Here is a 19,188-nt window from a genome sequence, read left to right as displayed (position 1 = left end):
TTGCATACATTGGGTCCGGTTACCTTTCGGCCAGCTTTCGGCAGAATCAAGGGCACTAATGCCCCTCATTTCCTCCCTTTCGCCTATTTTCGGCGGAATCAAGGGCACTAGTGCTCCTCATCTCCTCCTTTGGTACATTTTCGGCGGAATCATGGGCACTAGTGCTCCTCATTCCCTCCCTTGTCCAGCTTTCGGCGGAATCAAGGGCACTAATGCCCCTCATTTCCTCCTTTGGCCCGCTTTCGGCGGAATCAAGGGCACTAATGCCCCTCATTTCCTCCCTTGTTCCGCTTTCGGCGGCGACACAAAGAACCGCCGGCATTAACGCTCCGGCGGTTCTTTGGTTATCGGCGCTCAGCCGGTTATCGGCACTCAAGTCCGGATCGCTCCGTCTGCAGCAGAAGCAGTGAACATTACAGCTTGACCCGCTGCAGCCGCAGCGCATTCAGCACAACGGATACAGAGCTGAAGGCCATTGCTGCACCGGCCAGCCACGGAGCCAGGAAGCCCAGCGCAGCAATGGGGATTCCAATGGTATTGTAAGCAAGCGCCCAGAACAGATTCTGCTTGATGTTGCGCATGGTTTTGCGGCTCATCAGAATGGCATCAGGGATACTCATCAGGTCACCGCGCATCAGCGTAATATCCGCTGCCTCCATCGCCACATCCGTACCCGTGCCGATAGCCATCCCCGTATCTGCTGTCGCCAGCGCCGGTGCATCGTTGATGCCGTCGCCGACCATGGCGACCTTGACTCCGCCTTCCTGCAGTCTGCGGATCTCGGCTGCCTTGCCTTCCGGCAGCACCTCTGCCAGCACCGTGTGGATGCCCGCCTGTTCCGCAATAGCCTGAGCCGTAATCTTGTTGTCGCCGGTAATCATTACGACCTCGATACCCATATCCTGCAATCTGGCTACGGCCGCGCGCGAGGTTTCCTTGATCGTGTCCGCCACTGCCACTACTCCCGCTACCGCATCCTCCACAGAGATCAGCATCGCTGTTTTGCCTTCATGCTCAAGCCGGGTCATGATCCCCGTCCAGGCTTCAATATCCAGCCCGTTCTCTATCATCATCCGCCGCGTCCCTACGCTCACCTTCCGGCCGTCTACGACAGCCGACACGCCGCGGCCCGGCACAGCCTCGAACTGTTCGGCAGGCGGAAGATCAATGCCTCTGCCCTGTGCGCCTGCCACAATAGCATCCGCCAGCGGATGCTCCGAGAGCTTCTCCGCAGCCGCTGTAATCGACAACAGACGATTCTCAGCAAGCACCCTGCCCTGTGTCTCATTTCCGGCAGTCGCTATAATATCGGTCAGCACCGGCTTCCCGTTGGTCACCGTTCCCGTCTTATCCACTACCACAACCTTGACGCCCTGTGCAGCCTCCAGATGATCTCCACCCTTGAACAGGATGCCGAATTCAGCGGCCCGGCCGGAACCGGCCATAATGGAGGTCGGGGTTGCCAGCCCAAGTGCGCACGGACAGGCAATGACTAGCACTGCGATAGCTTTCTCCAGGGCCTCGGCGAACTGTCCGGGTGCCACCCAGAGATACCAGATCCCGAAGGTAACAGCGGCAATGCCGACAACAATCGGCACGAAGATGCCGGAGATGACATCGGCGACCCGCTGAATCGGCGCCTTGGAGCCTTGGGCTTCTTCCACTACTCTGATGATCTGTGCCAGTGCCGTATCACGGCCGACCTTGCGGGCTTTGACCCGCAGCATGCCGTTCTTGTTCAGCGTCGCTCCGATCACGGAGTCACCCGGCTTCTTCTCCACCGGGATGCTCTCACCGGTGAGCATGGATTCATCGACTGAGGACAGTCCCTCTACCACTTCACCGTCTACAGGAACCTTCGTGCCGGGCTTCACCAGCACGATGTCTCCGATTACTACATCCTCTACGGGAATGTTCAGCTCCGCACCGTTACGCAGCACCAGCGCAGTCTTGGCCTGAAGCCCCATCAGGCTGCGGATCGCATCCGATGAACGCCCTTTGGCCAGCGCCTCGAACCACTTGCCTACGAGGATCAATGTAATCAGAACCGCACTGGTCTCGAAGTACAGCTCCACCGTATGGTGCATACCGCTCATGTTCAAGGAATCCACCGTCAGGTACAGACTGTAGAAATAAGCGGCTGAGGTGCCCAGTACCACCAGCACATCCATATTGGCGCTGCCGTTCTTAAGTGCCTTATAAGCGCTGACATAGAACTGCCAGCCGATGAAGAACTGTACCGGAGTCGCCAGCACCAGTTGGAACCAGGGATTCATGAATAGCTCCGGCGTCCAGATCCAGGTAGTGAAGGAGAAATGGCCCGCCATAGCCCAAAGCAGCGGCAAAGACAGCAGGGCGGAGATCATCCACTTATTGCGCTTGCGCGTAATCTCCTCTCCGCGTTGTCCGGCGATATCCTTGCGGTCCTGCTTCAGTGCCGCCTTGTAGCCGATGCTGCTCACCTTATCCATAATCTCGGCTGTACTGATATTACCCGGCGAATATTCCACATGTGCTGTCTCCAGCGCCAGATTCACATTCACTGCGGCAATCCCGGGCATCCGTCCCAGCACCTTCTCAATTCTGGCCGAGCATGCCGCACAGGTCATGCCCGTAATATCGAAATCCGCCGATTCCTTCAGCGTATCATAGCCAAGCGAACGGATCTTCTCCTCAATCTGCGGAACGCCAGCGACCTTCGGATCAAATCCCACCGTTGCCTGCTCCAGCGCCAGATTGACATTCGCCCGGGATACCCCCTCCATGCGGGACAATCCCTTCTCGATCCGCGCCGCACAAGCGGAGCAGGTCATCCCGGTAATCTGCAGCGTAGCCTGCTGCTGGACCGGTTCTGCACTCTTTTCCATGATTCACGCACCTCCCTATACCCCCAAGGGGTATATTTATCTTTAAAAGAAAAGGCATTGGCGCCCGGCCCTATTGCTCTAGGGTTCCCGGCTCCAAGCCCTTACATTACAATTCTTCACTTAAACTACGTCGTAGCCCTGATCCTCAATAGCCGCCTTGATTGCATCCAGGCTTACAGTGTTCTCGTCAAATTCAACCGCTACCGTCTTCGCCGGAAGATCTACCTTCGCCGCAGCCCCAACGCCGCTCACAGCTTTCTCTACAGCACTTACACAGTGACCACAAGACATTCCTTCTACATTCAATGTTACGTTCGACATTTGATTACCCTCCTAAAAGTTTGGTTAGCATTCGCTACCTTTTAGGGAGCATAGCTCCCTGATTCTTCACCGCAACAAACCGGCTTTGTAAGCTTGCGCTTAGTTTTCAATAGCAAGCACTTAGCTTTTCATTGCTTCCTTCCCCACCACAGCCTGGATAACTTGAACTATTAAATCCAAACAAGGGATGAAAGTAACGGAGGGGAATTTTGAAACTGTAGGAGCGCCAGCGACCGCCTTTGTCACCGGATTTCTACCGCAAATAGCGGTTTAAATCAAAGAAATCCTGGGACAACAGCGGCCGAAAGTTCAAACATTCACCGCAGTTACGCCCGCCACCCTTGCATGAATTTCAGAGCTCTGCTTATCCAGGCCAACCTCTATTTCATCAGCTTATTCACCGTAATCAGCAGCTCATCGATAACCTCATGCTCGCCGGCTTCGATCCGCTCGATAATGCAGCTCTTCATATGGCCCTCAAGCAGCAGCTTGCCGACACTGTTCAGTGCCGCCTGCACCGCCGCCAGCTGATTAAGCACATCATCACAGTAGGTATCCCGTTCAATCATGCCTTTGACGCCGCGGATCTGTCCCTCAATCCGGTTAAGCCGGGTGGTCAGTCCATTCTTGAATTCCGGGGAATGATGGCTCTTGCGGACACCGGATGCAGAAGAATGGCAATCCTCGCCGCAGTCATGCCCGGCATGCTCCTTCTCATTTGTTGACACAGGAATCAGCCTCCTCAAGTAACAATATAATATACCCCCCATGGGTATGTCAAGACCTCACCGCAACTTACCTCCCTTATCCTATAACACATGCGGATTTGTCATGATTTAGCAGGAGATTCTTGGTGTAAACGCGAATCTCCTAGAATAAAACATCTACAACTACGCGAATGGAGGAGGAGCAGTGCTCAAATCAATCATCAGCCAGATGCATCGCCGCAGGAGCTATTTGTACTCCTTTACCATATGCCTCGCAGGGCTGGGCTTGTTCATTTATCAAACGGAACCGCAAATTCTTCAACTCTCCACATCTGATTGGGGCTGGGTTACCGCCATGTCAGGCGCGGCCGTCCTCCTTACAGTCTTCACCTTTCAGCTGCCTCCGCAGGGGAACGGGCTGTCACTGGATTCTTCCATCTATCTGGCCTGCATCTTTATCTTCGGCGCCCCGTCCGCCCTTCTGGTTCTCCTGCTCTGCTCCATCGTACTGCTATTCATCGAATGGGGAAGCACTCCACTCTGGAAGCATCTCAATAATTTCGCCGTGTACTGTATCATGATCACTTCCGCAGCCTTTATCTTCTCGTGGTTCGGGGGCCGGCAGGGACCGCTTCTCAGCAGCCATCTGACAGCATACATCGGTGCCATGGCTGTTTATTTCATCCTGAACCTGCTGCTTGTCGGCTTCTTCTACTACATAATTTTCCATGAGAATCTCTACAATACACTCAAAGCAATGCTGACAGACGCCGTATTGGCGTATCTGTGTACGCTGGTGCTCTCCCTGGTGCTGACCGTTCTGCTTTTTTACAACGGAATTACCGGCCTGGCCTTGTTCCTGGGCCTCAGTGTACTGATCTCCTATTCCTTCAAACGGCTGTTCAGCATGTACCGTGACATTGAAGAGCGGGCCAACCGTGATCAACGTACCGGACTGTTTAACCACAGCTATTTCGAAGCGGCGCTTGAAGAAGAAATGCGCAGATCGCAGGCAGGCGGCAGCGCACTCTCCCTGGCCATGATTGATATTGATGATTTCAAGAAATACAATGATCACTTCGGCCATCTTAAGGGCGACGGGCTGATCGTTTTTCTGGCTGACCTGCTGAAGAAGGAAACCGGGTCCACCGATATTATTGTCTCCAGATATGGCGGTGAAGAATTCACCCTGCTGATGCCGGGCTACGATGCCGTGACGGCCAAGCAATTCATCGAAAAGCTGCGCAAAACACTCAACAATTCTATTTTTGAAGGCAGCGAGATCTTCCCGCAGGGCTGTCTGGCGTTCTCCGCAGGCGTAGCCGGATACCGGCCGGATGTCCACTTCAAGTCAGAGCTGGTCGACCATGCCGATCAGGCGCTGTACTATGCCAAAAAACAGGGCAAGAACATGGTCCACGTCTACGGTAACCAGTCTCTCTTGGAGCGTGACATCGATTTCAGCCAGGATGTGCGCGATATTGAGCAGCAGCTTAATCTTTTTATGTACAAGGATCTGGAGACCTTCAAGCATTCCAAACGAGTATTCCGCTATGCCATGGACATCAGCGAGCTGCTGGCGCTGGACAATCTCTCCAAACGCCAGTTCACGCTCGGCGCACTGATCCACGATATCGGCAAGCTGGAGATTCCCTGGGGCATACTTAACAAGAAGGATAAGCTCGCGCCGGAGGAATGGGAGATGGTCAAATGGCATGTCACCTGGGGCAAAGAGATGGCACTTACCAACGATAAATACAAGGATCTCGCCCCTTATATCGAGCTGCACCACGAACGGTATGACGGCAAAGGGTATCCGTACGGCTTCAAAGGAGAAGAGATTCCCCGGCTATGCCGGATGCTGACCATTATCGACTCGTTCGATGCCATGACCACGGAGCGTCCGTACCAGCCGACCAAATCATTCGCGGAAGCTATTGTGGAGCTGCGGGCCTGCGCGGGAAGCCAATTTGACCCGGAGCTGACTGAGCTGTTCATCGGATATATTGAGGCCCGGGAGCTGCGTTCAAGCGGTGCGGCCATGTAGGAGGAAGCCTGCACCCCCGCTACGGATAAAGGTTCGCCTGTAAGGGAATACCATACATAGAAGTCCTGCCGTTCTTGTTGTACAAGGGCGGCTTATTTGCGTCCACAACTTACTTTAATTTTGAAAAAATGATTGCTACCCTATTCAAATTTGAATATAATGAAATTCCACATTGAATATTGAACGTAAAGGAGTTTGTAAATGCATACTAAAGAAAGCAATCTTAAGCTCGTCGTCGCCGGCCTGCTGCTCGGTATTCTGATGTCTGCCATGGATAATACGATTGTGGCCTCAGCTATGGGCACCATCGTCTCCGACTTGGGGGGACTCGATAAAATCGTCTGGGTAACCTCCGCTTATATGGTCATGGTTATGGCCGGAACCCCCATCTTCGGCAAATTGTCCGATATGTACGGGCGCAAGCGCTTCTTCATCTTCGGACTCATCGTGTTCCTGATCGGCTCCGCCCTGTGCGGTACGGCGGCGAGCATCACACAGCTCAGTATCTACCGGGCGATTCAAGGGGTTGGCGGTGGTGCGCTGATGCCGATTGCCTTCACGATTGTATTTGATATTTTCCCGCCGCAAAAAAGAGGCAAGCTCACCGGATTATTCGGTGCAGTCTTCGGAATCTCCAGCGTAATCGGTCCTCTGCTTGGCGCTTATATCACTGATTTCGTCGGCTGGAACTGGATTTTCTATATTAATGTGCCGATTGGTATCGTCTCCTTCTTCCTGATTATGACGTCCTACAAGGAATCCGTCTCCCATGCCAAACAGCGGATTGACTGGGGCGGCGCCTTCACGCTGGTGGCAGGAATTATCTGCCTGATGTTCGCGCTTGAGCTTGGCGGCAATCAGTATGCCTGGGATTCAGCAACGATTCTCGGACTGTTCGCCGGCTTCGCCGTATTCCTGATTGCCTTCATCTTCATTGAGCAGAATGCGGCAGAGCCGGTCATCTCGTTCGCCATGTTCCGGGGGCGCCTGTTTGCCACCAGCAGTCTGCTCGGCTTGTTCTACGGCTCGGCGTTTATCGTAGCTACGGTATACATTCCGATCTATGTCCAGGGGGTATACGGCGGCTCCGCCACCAACTCCGGTCTGATCCTGATGCCGATGATGATCGGTACGGTCATCGGCAGCCAGTCCGGCGGTCTGCTCACCACCAAGACGAGCTTCCGCAACATCATGCTGCTGTCCGCAGTTTGTTTCGTTGCCGGGATCTTCTCACTCAGCACATTGACTCCGGATACTTCCCGTCTGCTGCTTAATGCATTCATGGCGCTAACTGGCTTCGGGGTAGGATTCTCCTTCTCCGTGCTCAGCATGTCGTCCATTCACCATTTCGATATGCGCCAGCGCGGCTCAGCAACCTCCACCAGCACCTTCCTGCGCTCGCTCGGGATGACGCTGGGAATCACCATCTTCGGCATTATCCAGCGCAACAGCTTCACTTCGGAGCTTAGCACTGCCTTCGGAGACGGCGCTCAGGCCTCTTCATTCGGCGATCCGCGTTCTGCACTGACTCCTGAGGCCCGTGCACAGATTCCGGCACCGGTGCTGGAGAAAATCACGAATTCACTGTCTAGCTCGATCGCACATACCTTCATGTGGGCTATTGTTCCTGCGGTGCTTGCCGTTGTCTTTGTCCTGCTGATGCCCAAAGACCGCCTGACGATTCAGCCTAAGGAATCCCAGCCTGCTCCAGCTTCCGGGCAGAGGTAAACACCATGACCATGAAGCTGCTGATTCTGGGGCTGCTGCTGGAACGGGACATGCATCCTTATGAGATTACACTCGTTATGAAGGAACGCACGATGGACCAGTTCATTAAGCTGCAGATGGGCTCCTTGTATTATGCTGTCGACAAGCTGGCCGAAGGCGGGCATATCGAAGCTGTAGAGATCATCCGCAGCGCGGACCGGCCGGATAAAACGATCTACCGGATTACGGATAAAGGCAAGGAGTTAATGGAACAACTCATTCTGCAGCAGATCAAGAAGAACGATCCCCTGTATCATCCGCTCTACATGGCCTTGGCGCTCTCGCGCTATATTGATCAGGAGAAGGTAGAGAAGCTGCTGGAGGAACGCATCCGCGAAGCGGAGCACCAGGTTAACTTCGCCTACCAGGTATACGAGGAGCATATCTCCATTGTGCCCCGCTCGGCGCTGCATCTGATGTACGGCCGGTATGAGCATAGCCTGACAGAGCTGAAATGGCTGAAGCGGCTCCATGAGGATGTGGCCGCCCGCAGGCTGAGTGACAAAGGCAGCCCGATTATTCCATAGTAATAAGCATAGAATTTCAGGAGGATTGTTCCGCCGCCGTTACAGGCAGCCGGGGCAGTCCTCCATTTCATTTCCAAAGCCTGTTCTCACAGGAACCTGCGGTTTATCACAGGTCCCTGTGTTTAATTAGCCCGAATTGTGTTTATTAGGGAGCAAACTGCCGGCAAGGCACAGGAGAATTGTCTAGCACATTCCCATCCTTGCCCTGCAAATATTCCGAAAGGGAAGTGAACTTAAGATGAGCCATAGTGACGATAAGAAGCCGATAAGAGACGAACGCGACCACCCCGAGCAATACCCGACCGACAAGCCAAGCTTATTCGACCTTGATGAAAGCGAACAGAATGTAGATCCGATTCCGGTCGAGGATCTGACACTCGAGAAGCAGGAGGAGAAGGATAAGGAAGGCACGAAACACCGCTCCTCCAGCGACAAAAAATACCATACCGGATTCTAAAAGTGTACACTTAATCTTAGTGCATTCAAAAGTTATAGCTTATGGAGGGATACAATTGCTGAAAGCGTTGCCACTTAACAAACGCGGAATTCCCGCCAGCCGCATTGCGCTGGGCTGTATGGGGCTTGGCGGAGGCTGGGACCATGAACCGGTTACAGCGGAGAACATAAAGCAGGGGCATGAGGCGCTGGATGCGGCGCTGTCGATCGGCATCAATTTTTTTGACCATGCGGATATCTATACCCGGGGCAAGGCGGAGAAGGTGTTCGGACAGATCTTCAGGGAGCGTCCGGGTCTGCGTGATGAGATCATCCTGCAGTCGAAATGCGGCATCAGGCTGATGGAGCCGGGTGATATCACTAATATGTTCGACTTCTCCAAGGAGCATATTCTGTCCAGTGTAGACGGAACCCTCTCCCGGCTGGGCACAGAGTATATTGATATTCTGCTGCTGCACCGCCCCGACCCGCTGATGGACCCCGAGGAAGTCGCCGAAGCACTGCGCCAGCTTAAGGCAGCCGGCAAGGTGCGCCACTTCGGTGTCTCCAATATGAGTGCTGCCCAGATCAAACTGCTGGAGACCTATTGTGACGAGCCCTTCATCGTCAATCAGCTGCATATGAGCCTGGCCAAAATCAGCTGGGTCGATGCCGTACTCAGCGTGAACCGGGAACAGTGGAAAGACCTCACGTTTCCTGAGGGTACAATAGAGTATTGCCGCGCGGGGAACATCCAGCTTCAGGCCTGGGGCCCGCTGGCCCAGGGGCTGTTCAGCGGACGGCCGCTTGACGGACAGCCGGAGAACGTGGTGAATACAGCGGCCAGAGTACAGGCGCTTGCCGATGAGAAGAATACAACACCTGAGGCCATCGTCCTGGCCTGGCTGATGACGCATCCTGCAGCCATCCAGCCTGTAATCGGCACCGTCAATCCGCTGCGCATCGCAGCCTGCGGAGGAGCGGATAAGATTGAGCTCTCCCGCAAGGAATGGTACGAGCTGTACGTCAGCTCTCGCGGAGAGAAGCTTCCTTAAGGAGCGGGCTTCACTACAAATGGAAAAGGTTATGCCATCCGTATTTATTATGCGGATAGCATAACCTTTTTTCGTTCTCAATAAAGAACATTTGTGAAAAACAGCGATATATAAAGATAATTAAAGATAATAAGATGCATTCGTGCTTTATTGCGAACAATTCGCTGAAATTGACATTTTTCTTTTCCCGGGTGCGCAGTGTATGATTTCATTACGAAAACGTTCTTAATAAAGAACGAATATAACGAATATTAATCAGTAAGCCATGAGAGGGGGCCTACCTTTGTACCCCAGATCCGCCAAACGGCGTAAACGGAAATACGCGAAACTCGGTCTTCGGATCCTGCAATCCGGTGTGGCTGTATCTGTCCTTATAATGTATACATCCAATCAGATTGGCAGTACTTACGGAGAGTATAACACTTCCCAGGAACAGAACACCTCTATCGGGCTCTGCTCCGTATTCCCGGGTCAGATCGAACAGCTGCTGTCAGAGTTCAGCGGACATGTCCGCACAATTATCGAACTGAAATCTTCTCTTGGCAGCCACATTACGAGCGGGAACTATAACACTCCCCCGGTCTCTGAAGAACTGTCAGCGGAGGAACTGGATCAGATCTCCAGTGAGATCTCGGAACAAATCCGGCTGGCAAGCGATACAGTTAGCGCACTGGATACACAGCTGAGCCTCAATGCAGGTATCTGGCAGCAAATTCTGCAGGAAATTGGCAGTACAGCAGCCATTCTGCATCAACTCGGAGGATATATGGTTAATCTCGAACCCAATTGCCTGGAAATCCGTGACGCCCAGTTCTTCGAACAGCTGCAGGAAGGTCTCCATCAAAGCGGGGTGCTGTCGGAATCCCTGACGGATACATTAACGGGCATTGTGCATTATCTGAATACGATTCATGATTTCGGCGGCTCGCTGCCGACCGGTAATCCCGACCGGGTGCTTCTCCGGCAAGAAAGCTTCGGCTTCCCTGCCGAGGAACCGATTTTCTCATTCATGGCCAGAGCCTACAATGCAGACCCCAATGTATCTCCCGCCTTACAGTCAAGCTACGATCAGTTAAGTGCAGAATTAACAGCCTCCAGAGACAACCTATCGTCCACAATCACCACGCTGCAGGAACAGCAGGTACACATTGCAGAAGCGAAGGCGGCGCTGGAGGAGAAAGCCAAGGCTGAAGAAGCGGAACGGCTGGCGCTGGAGAAAGCCAAGGCTGAGGAAGCGGAACGGCTGGCACTGGAGAAGCAGAAACAGGAGAACGATCAAACCAAGAATAATCCACCCGCAGCGGAGATTCCTGGAGAAGATAAGACCATAGAAGAACCTGCTATAGAAGCTCCTGAGGGAGAAAAGCCGGCTCCTGCACCCTCACCGGATGCAGAGGTTACCGCTCCGCCTGCCACACCGGCACCGGAAGCCAATCTTCCGGAGGCGGCTCCAGCGGCAGAATCACCTGAGGAGCTCCCGGATAGCGGTACAGATACCGCGCAGCCAACAGCTACAGCTATACCTACAGCTATACCTACAGCTACACCTGCTCCACAATCTGATATCAGCAAAGGCGGGGAATAATATGCGCATCAAAAAGATAGTCAGCACCACATTGTCCACACTGATATTTATGATTTTCCTGGTGCTGGTAACAGCAGTAGTCATCTCTAAAGCCTCCGGAGGCGAACCTTCCTTCTTCGGCTATCAGATCAAGACGGTGTTATCCGGTTCCATGGAGCCGGGCATCCAGACCGGATCTATTGTAGCGATTAAGCCGGGCGGGGATATGACCCGTTTTCAAAAAGGCGATGTGATTACATTCATGAATCCCGATAACCTCCTGATTACACACCGTGTGGTCGATGCTTCAATAAACAGTGCCATAGGCGAGGCCAGCTATACCACCAAAGGGGACAATAACGATGCAGCCGATACCTCAGCGGTCAGCTCAACAAATGTGGTAGGCCAATATACCGGCGTCACCGTCCCTTATGTAGGATATGCCATGAATTTTGCGGTCTCCAAAGCCGGAAGCGTAATGCTGATGATTATCCCCGGGCTGCTCCTGCTGCTCTACGCACTGTATTCCTCCTGGAAAGCCGTTGCGGCACTGGAGAAGAAGAATGCAGGGCCAGCGGTGACCGGCGGACCGGATACCCTTCCAGACATTGTGCAATAAACCGATTGTCCTCTCCCGTTTACGAAACGCGGAGCAACAATAAATTTTCCCCGAAGACAGGTAAAGACAAAAAAAGAACGATGAGAGAGGGATGAACAAATGAACGTTAAAAAAACATTAGGTCTCGGCGTTGTATCGGCAGCACTCGGATTAACCCTGGTCGGCGGAGGAACCTTCGCTTACTTCAGCAGTACCTCCACCACTGCAGCTTCTTTTAACAACGGAACTTTATTACTTAATTCGGACCCCTCCGTTATTGTCAATCTCAGCAATCTTAAGCCGGGAGATACAATCCTAAGAGATTTTAAATTGAAAAATGACGGAACGCTCAATATTCCCAAAGTTGTTCTGCGCACCTCATCTGTCATTACAGATGCCCAGGGGGATAACGGCGCCCATAATCTCAAAGACGATATTATCGTGACCTTCCTTGTTAACAAGGATAAGCTAACGTCGCCTGTCCTGGTCATTTCACTGGCCGACCTTGAGCAGCAAAGTCCGGATCTTGTAGCTAAGGGAATTCTCGGCGGGATCTTTGGTGTAGAGAATGGGGGCATCAAAGCAGGCACTTCAGATAAACTGAGCGTACAGTTTGCCTTCAAGGAAACCTTCCAGCCGCAAAACTACTATCAAGGCGATACGCTGGCCCTGACCCTGAATTTCGAAGCCAATCAGGAAAAAGGCGCCCTCAAATAATCTGTCTGTACACGATTCCTGATCACCAATCTTAAAAAAACATAATATACTCGAGGAGGAAATTAATTATGGGTATCAAGAAAACTTTGGGTCTTGGCGTAGCATCGGCAGCACTGGGATTGTCTTTAATCGGAGGGGGCACCTTCGCTTACTTCAGCTCCACAGCAACCAGCACGGCAACCTTTGCGGCAGGCACGCTGAAGCTCGGCTCTTCCTTTAATACACCTGTTGCCCTGACCAATCTGAAACCGGGTGATTACACCGTACGCACCTTCACCTTGTCCAATGACGGCACCCTGGATATCAAACTCCTAACGCTGGCCACCAGCTACACTATAACTGATGCGAAGGGCGATAATGCCGGCCAGGATCTTGGAGATCACTTCAAAATCAAACTTCTCGACAGCTCTTACACCAGCGGTCCGCTTGCCGGCCATGTGCTGTCCGAGATCTCCCTGAAGGACCTGAAGAACACTTCCAGCTATGATCTCGTAACGGCGGGTGTACTGCCGGGAGGCATCGCCGCTACCCAAACCAAAACCTTCAAGATTGCTTTCGAATTCGTTGACAATACCCAGGATCAGAATATCTTCCAGGGTGACGGCTTGGCGCTGAACTGGACATTCAATGCTACGCAAGGTTTGGGAGAAGCCAAATAAGGCCATTAAACTATATACACAAAACGGCATATCCTCCCTCATCCGGGCTGGATATGCCGTTTTGTCTCTCCCCGCCAGCTTCTGGCAGGAACAAGGGTTTTTGTCCGTTTTGCGAATTTTTGTTATACTGATAACAAAAAGTACGGAGGGCGTTGTAATCGTGTCAGATAACATGGGAAGCCGCATCCATAGGCTCCGTCTGGAGAAGGGTTATTCTTTATCCGAGCTTGCGGATAAGGCTGACGTGGCGAAATCATACTTAAGTAATGTCGAACGGAATATCCAATCCAACCCCTCCATTCAATTTATCGAAAAAATTGCCGATGCACTTCAAGTATCGATTCACGTATTACTGTATGGCGGAATTGCAGAGACTGCAGAACCGGCTCTCGATGGAGAATGGTTCAGGCTGGTACAGGATGCGATGGCCTCTGGTATAAGCAAACGTGAATTCAAGGAATTTCTCGATTATCAGAAATGGCGGCTGGAGCAAAAGGATAACTAAACAGGATGAACCGCAGGGAGGAACAATGTTGCCTGCCCCCTTCCCGGTTAACAGAACAAGGCACAGCGTGTACACCGCTGTGCCCTGTTCTGTATGTATCCGTACAATGCTGAATGCCCTACATCGCCTGGAGTGCTTTTTCAGTAAAAAAACGCCGAATCTCGTCTGCCTGGATGCCAGCCTGCTTAGCAGACATTAGCAAATGCACCCATTCTAAATCCAGATCAACTGCCTGCAGTTCGTCATTCCCCTGGTTGGACTTATCCAAGAAATCTCCTCCTAGAATTTTCGCGTCCCCAGGCAGTCCGGCCATCATAGTATTTCTACTTTAGATCCGAGACTTTGTGCCCCTGTCTTTCGGCAGGTTTACCCTTTACTGGACCCTTTACATGAAAGGATCTGGAAAGAATCGATGAAACCGTTCTCCGCAATAACATTATACAAGATCTTACATGAAAAGTGTGTCGTTTTCTGGAATTTTTTTATGTTAAATCGTGAGGACCCTTAGCTAAAATTGCCAATAGCTTGTATAAATAATTCCAATTCATCTTCAATCGGTCCAAATTAGTTCAAATATACTAAATAGATATTAATCCCGTAATACAATATAGATGTAATTACCCATTTCTATGATTTACAACCACCTAAACCCCTTAATTTTTTATTATTTTTAACGATATTTTATTTCTCCGGCTTCACCCGGAAAATTTATGATTGTTCCGTATGAATCCCCTGCTGAATCATACCGTTTTGCGAACGGATTGCACGAAAGTATGAATTGATTACCCTGCCGGAAAGTAGCACAATAAGATGAGAATGAAACCGCAAACATCGCAGCTCCGCTAAGCGGTGTTCCTAATATACCGCATGTGGAGTTTATCCGTTAGGAGGACCTACTCATGGCCGTCAAAGAGCCCTATAACGAATCTGTCTGGAGCAAGTATTACGGTCCCAATCTGGGCTACATTCAGGAGAAATACGAGCAGTTTGTCAAGGACCCCACTTCCGTAGAGCATCATTACCGCGACCTCTTCACAGTATCCGGCCCGCCTCCCCTGGCTCCGGATGCCGTCAAGACGCCTCCCCCCGCCATCTCAGGAGATACAGAGTGGCTCAAGAAAGCCGTTAAAGCTTCCAAGCTAATGGCTAACATCCGAATATACGGCCATATGGCTGCCGATATCGATCCGCTGGAGCGGAGCACCAACCCGATGGCGAAATGGCTGGAGATCGAGACCTATGAGCTGACGCGCGAAGATCTGAATGCCCTGCCGGCTTCACTGATCTGGGAGAATGCCCCTGAGGGCGTGCATACCGCTATGGATGCCGTTCACAGAATGCGCCAGGCCTACACACAGACCATTGCCTATGAATTCGGGCATGTGCATGACGAGCGTGAGCTGCGCTGGCTCAACAGCCAGGCGGAATCCACAACGTCGCCTGCTCCACTGAACCATGCGGAACGCAAAGAGCTGCTGAAACGCCTGATTCAGGTAGAGCAGTTCGAGACCTTCCTGCATAAGACCTTCGTCGGCCAGAAGCGCTTCAGCCTGGAGGGCAATGATGCCCTCGTGCCTATGCTGGATGAAATTGTCCGCGCTGCCGCACATGACGGCGCAGAGCATATCCTGATGGGTATGGCCCACCGCGGAAGACTTAATGTGCTTGCCCACATTCTGGGCAAACCTTATGATATTATTTTCTCGGAATTCCATCATTCGCCGAACAAGGAGCTCTTCCCGTCCGAAGGCTCCATGGGTGTCACCTATGGCTGGAGCGGTGATGTGAAATACCATCTAGGCGCCGACCGCGCCGTCCGCGAAGGCGAAACCGTGCGTACACGCATCACGCTTGCGAACAACCCGAGCCATCTCGAGTTCGTGAATCCGGTCGTTGAAGGCTTCACGCGTGCAGCCCAGGAGGAACGGGGCACCCCAGGCCTGCCTAAGCTGAATACGGACAAAGCCATGGCCGTGCTTATGCATGGCGATGCCGCCTTCCCTGGTGAAGGCATTGTTGCGGAAACACTTAATATCGGCAAATTGCAAGGTTATCAGAATGGCGGCACCGTGCATATTATCGTCAATAACCGGATCGGCTTCACCACCGAAAGTGAAGATTCCCGCTCCACGCATTATGCCAGTGATCTGGCGAAGGGCTATGAGATCCCGGTAGTGCATGTCAATGCCGATGACCCCGAAGCCTGTATTGCTGCCGTCCGTATGGCCAGCGCTTACCGCCATTTGTTCAAGAAGGATTTCCTGATTGATCTGATCGGGTACCGCCGACACGGCCATAATGAGATGGATGATCCGGAAACCACCCAGCCGGTGGTTTATGGCAAGGTCCGCAACCACCCTACCGTCTACCGTGTTTATGCGGAACGCCTGCAGCGCGAGAAGGTCGTTACCGCCGATGAGGTGAAGAGCATGATTGCCGAGGCCGAGAATGTGCTGCAGCAGGCCTTCGAGCAGATGAAGGAAGGGAAACAGAAGAACGCCGAGTCCAAGACTTCGGTCGTCCTGGATACGGGAACACCGGTGCACCGCCCCACAGCGGTTCCGCTGGCCAGCCTCCAGGAGATTAACCGTGAGCTGCTGAGCGTACCGGCCGGCTTCACAGTCTATCCGAAGCTGGAGCGGATTCTGCAGCGGCGCAAGGATGCGCTCAATGACGGCGAGCGGGTAGACTGGGCGCTGGCTGAAACCCTGGCCTTCGCTACCATTCTGAAGGACGGCACGCCGATCCGCCTCAGCGGACAGGATTCACAGCGCGGCACCTTCGCTCACCGTCACCTTGTCCTGCATGACAGTGAGAGCGGGGAGCTCTTCTCCCCTCTTCACCAGCTTAAGGATTCCCGCGCCTCCTTCGGCGTCTACAACAGCCCGCTGTCAGAAGCCTCTGTACTCGGCTATGAATACGGCTATAATGTGTTCGCACCGGAGACCTTCGTGCTCTGGGAAGCGCAATACGGCGATTTCGCCAATGCCGCCCAGGTCATTATCGACCAGTTCATCTCCGCCGGACGCGCCAAGTGGACACAGCGCAGCAATCTTGCGATTCTGCTGCCGCATGGATATGAAGGCCAGGGACCGGAACACTCCAGCGGCAGGCTTGAACGTTATCTGCAGCTCTCCGCCGAGGAGAACTGGACCGTAGCGAACCTGACCTGCGCGGCCCAGTATTTCCATCTGCTGCGCCGTCAGGCTGCACTCTGCGGACAGCCCGATGCCCGGCCGCTGGTAATCATGGCACCGAAGAGCCTGATCCGCAATCCGCGCAGCACCTCGGCCGGTGCTGATCTCGCCTCCGGCAGCTTCCAGCCGGTGCTTCCGGAACCGCTGCTCGGCAGCAAGCCCGAAGAGGTCAAGCGCCTGGTGGTATGCAGCGGCAAGGTCGCCATCGACCTGCAGACTGAGCTGGAAGCCGCCCGCGGACAGGACTTCTCCTGGCTGCATATTCTCCGCCTGGAGCAGCTGTATCCGTTCCCGGAACGTGAGCTTGGCGCACATCTCAGTTCGTTCCGTTCCCTGCAGGAAATCATCTGGGTGCAGGAGGAACCGAAGAATATGGGCGGCTGGAGCTACGCCGAACCCCGGCTGCGCGCCATTGCCCCGCAGAATGTTACCGTCCAGTATATCGGCCGTCCGGAGCGCTCCAGCCCGGCCAGCGGTTATGCCGATGTGCACAGCTTCGAGCAGCGGCGCATCGTTAGAGAAGCCCTGAAACTAAACGCTCAAGTACAAGCACCTGTACCGTCTTCCTGACAGCAGCAAGGCGGTCTCTCGATAACGTAAACTACTATATTTGGGGAGGTAACGGCCTGTGTCCGAAATTAAAGTACCCGATTTGGGCGAATCCATTTCCGAAGGAACGATCTACAAATGGCTGGTTAAAGAGGGCGACACTGTCGGCCAGGGCGATGTGCTCGCGGAGCTTGAGACCGACAAGGTCAACCTGGAGATCAGTGCGGAGGAGGATGGTGTCATCTCCTCCATCCTGCGCCAGGCGGGCGAGAACGTTGCCGTTGGCGAAGCTATCGGCATTATCGGCAGCGCCGACGGTGCGGCAGTAGGAGGCGGCAAACCGGAAGCGGCGAGCTCTGACGGCGGTAAGCCGGAAGCGGCAAGTGCAGCGCCAGGCAGCAGCGCGCCTGCTGCTGCAACGGCTCCTGCCGCCTCCGAAGGTGCGGCGGCGGACTCTGCGGCCCTGGCTTCGCCGGGGGCGCGCAAGCTAGCCCGGGAGCGGGGCATCGACCTCGGCGAGGTCAGTGCCCGCGACCCCATCGGCCGGATCGGCCAGGCCGATGTGAACGGCCATGGCGCAGCCGTGCCGGAGGCCGCTGCGCCTGCAGCTCCGGCGGCGGCGCGGCCGGAGCCGGGGAGCCGGTGAAGCCGCCCGCGCCGGCGGGCAAGGCGCCGCACGCGGAGGACGGCAAAGCGACCGAGCGCAAGCGCATGTCGCGCAGACGGCTGACGATTGCCAGCCGCCTGGTCGAAGCGCAGCAGACGGCAGCGATGCTGACCACCTTCAACGAGGTGGACATGACCGCTATTCTCGACATCCGCAAACGCCGCAAGGATGCCTTCAAAGAGAAGCATGAAGTCGGACTCGGCTTCATGTCCTTCTTCACCAAAGCCGTGATCGGCGCACTCAAGGCTTATCCGCTGTTGAATGCCGAGATCGACGGTGAGGATCTCCTGCTGAAGAAATACTATGACATCGGCATTGCCGTAGCTGCCAAAGAAGGCCTGGTCGTGCCGGTCGTCCGCGATGCCGACCGGCTCAGCTTCCCGGAAATCGAGCGGAAGATTGGCGAGCTCGCCTCCAAAGCGCGCGCCAACACGCTCAGTCTGCCTGAGCTGCAGGGCGGTACCTTCACGATTACCAACGGAGGTGTATTTGGTTCTCTGCTGTCTACGCCGATCCTCAACACGCCGCAGGTCGGCATTCTCGGCATGCATAAGATCCAGCTTCGTCCGATCGCCTTGGATGAAGAGCGGACAGCTAACCGTCCGATGATGTATGTCGCCTTATCATACGATCACCGGATTGTAGACGGTTCAGAGGCGGTAGGCTTCCTTGTCAAAGTCAAGGAATTACTCGAAGATCCAGAGGCGCTGCTGTTGGAGGGCTAAGCTGCCATCAGGAGCTCGCCTCTACAAGCATCAGCCTTGGACAATCACATATCAAGAGGGATACAGGACAGCAGCATCGTCCTGTATCCCTCTTTTTTAACGCCCAAAACCAAGTGGTTTTTCCCTTCCGCTCATTTGGAAGTAGAGATATTGATGTAGATACTTGTAAGAAGATATCCAATTCAGCGCAGGAAGAAGTCTATAATCACTGAACGGTGTTTCATAAAAAGTTCATAAGTTCCGCCTTGATTTATTTGTCTATAATTTTAGTTCACATGCAG

The 19,188-nt window shown here is 53.6% G+C and carries 15 protein-coding genes, 1 pseudogene and 1 riboswitch; of the genes and pseudogenes, 12 read left to right on the top strand and 4 right to left on the bottom strand.

The genetic code is table 11. The annotated features are described in order from the left end of the window. Positions 1–413: 413 nt before the first annotated feature. The 3 genes from QW71_RS14880 to QW71_RS14870 form a co-directional block, all read right to left on the bottom strand. Positions 414–2,867, bottom strand: coding sequence for a heavy metal translocating P-type ATPase (locus QW71_RS14880; protein ID WP_039299491.1), 2,454 nt, complete (start codon positions 2,865–2,867; stop codon positions 414–416). A gap of 120 nt (positions 2,868–2,987) precedes the next feature. Next, positions 2,988–3,188, bottom strand: a complete 201-nt coding sequence (locus QW71_RS14875; RefSeq protein ID WP_039299488.1) for a copper ion binding protein — start codon at positions 3,186–3,188, stop codon at positions 2,988–2,990. 380 nt (positions 3,189–3,568) lie between these two features. Next, entirely contained in the window at positions 3,569–3,958 is a 390-nt protein-coding gene (locus tag QW71_RS14870) for a metal-sensitive transcriptional regulator (RefSeq protein WP_047013785.1), read from the bottom strand. A 166-nt stretch (positions 3,959–4,124) separates the two neighbouring features. Here QW71_RS14870 and QW71_RS14865 point away from each other — a divergent pair, with 166 nt between their 5' ends. From QW71_RS14865 to QW71_RS14820, 10 genes are all read left to right on the top strand, one after another. Beyond that, entirely contained in the window at positions 4,125–5,942 is a 1,818-nt protein-coding gene (locus QW71_RS14865; protein ID WP_039299639.1) for a diguanylate cyclase, read from the top strand. Between the two features lie 201 nt (positions 5,943–6,143). Next, a complete protein-coding gene (locus QW71_RS14860) occupies positions 6,144–7,670 on the top strand; it encodes an MDR family MFS transporter (RefSeq protein WP_039299482.1) in 1,527 nt (508 codons plus the stop codon). 5 nt (positions 7,671–7,675) lie between these two features. Continuing rightward, positions 7,676–8,236, top strand: coding sequence for a PadR family transcriptional regulator (locus QW71_RS14855; RefSeq protein WP_039299479.1), 561 nt, complete (start codon positions 7,676–7,678; stop codon positions 8,234–8,236). A 238-nt stretch (positions 8,237–8,474) separates the two neighbouring features. Continuing rightward, on the top strand, positions 8,475–8,693 hold the full coding sequence (locus QW71_RS14850; RefSeq protein WP_039299476.1) for a hypothetical protein: 219 nt from the start codon (positions 8,475–8,477) through the stop codon (positions 8,691–8,693). Between the two features lie 55 nt (positions 8,694–8,748). After that, positions 8,749–9,726 (top strand): aldo/keto reductase family oxidoreductase, encoded by a 978-nt coding sequence (locus tag QW71_RS14845; protein WP_039299473.1) that lies wholly within the window; start codon positions 8,749–8,751, stop codon positions 9,724–9,726. Between the two features lie 283 nt (positions 9,727–10,009). Continuing rightward, positions 10,010–11,311 carry a hypothetical protein gene (locus tag QW71_RS14840; RefSeq protein ID WP_039299471.1) on the top strand — a complete coding sequence of 434 codons (1,302 nt, stop codon included), beginning with the start codon at positions 10,010–10,012 and terminating at the stop codon, positions 11,309–11,311. A 1-nt stretch (position 11,312) separates the two neighbouring features. Next, positions 11,313–11,909, top strand: a complete 597-nt coding sequence (gene sipW / locus QW71_RS14835; RefSeq protein WP_039299468.1) for a signal peptidase I SipW — start codon at positions 11,313–11,315, stop codon at positions 11,907–11,909. A 99-nt stretch (positions 11,910–12,008) separates the two neighbouring features. Continuing rightward, the gene (locus tag QW71_RS14830; RefSeq protein WP_039299463.1) at positions 12,009–12,605 is read left to right on the top strand and encodes a TasA family protein; all 597 of its coding nucleotides are present in this window, start codon (positions 12,009–12,011) and stop codon (positions 12,603–12,605) included. Positions 12,606–12,673: 68 nt separating this feature from the next. Continuing rightward, on the top strand, positions 12,674–13,264 hold the full coding sequence (locus QW71_RS14825; protein WP_039299460.1) for a TasA family protein: 591 nt from the start codon (positions 12,674–12,676) through the stop codon (positions 13,262–13,264). Positions 13,265–13,436: 172 nt separating this feature from the next. Further along, positions 13,437–13,769, top strand: coding sequence for a helix-turn-helix domain-containing protein (locus QW71_RS14820; protein ID WP_039299636.1), 333 nt, complete (start codon positions 13,437–13,439; stop codon positions 13,767–13,769). Between the two features lie 118 nt (positions 13,770–13,887). Here the strand turns inward: QW71_RS14820 and QW71_RS38995 are convergent, their stop codons facing one another. Beyond that, positions 13,888–14,037, bottom strand: coding sequence for an anti-repressor SinI family protein (locus QW71_RS38995; protein ID WP_083442555.1), 150 nt, complete (start codon positions 14,035–14,037; stop codon positions 13,888–13,890). A gap of 28 nt (positions 14,038–14,065) precedes the next feature. After that, a riboswitch (cyclic di-GMP riboswitch) is annotated at positions 14,066–14,150 on the bottom strand. A 518-nt stretch (positions 14,151–14,668) separates the two neighbouring features. Between QW71_RS38995 and QW71_RS14815 the strand changes: the two genes are divergently transcribed. Both QW71_RS14815 and odhB read left to right on the top strand, forming a co-directional pair. Next, positions 14,669–17,536 (top strand): 2-oxoglutarate dehydrogenase E1 component, encoded by a 2,868-nt coding sequence (locus QW71_RS14815; RefSeq protein ID WP_039299458.1) that lies wholly within the window; start codon positions 14,669–14,671, stop codon positions 17,534–17,536. Positions 17,537–17,594: 58 nt separating this feature from the next. After that, positions 17,595–18,907 (top strand): annotated as a pseudogene (odhB, locus tag QW71_RS37110) (2-oxoglutarate dehydrogenase complex dihydrolipoyllysine-residue succinyltransferase). Positions 18,908–19,188: the final 281 nt, after the last annotated feature.

Source organism: Paenibacillus sp. IHB B 3415 (assembly GCF_000802655.2).
In the GTDB taxonomy this organism is placed as follows: Bacteria; Bacillota; Bacilli; order Paenibacillales; family Paenibacillaceae; genus Paenibacillus_AQ; species Paenibacillus_AQ phytohabitans.
Note: the sequence above shows the minus strand (reverse complement) of the source record. Positions and strands in the feature narration are given on the sequence as shown.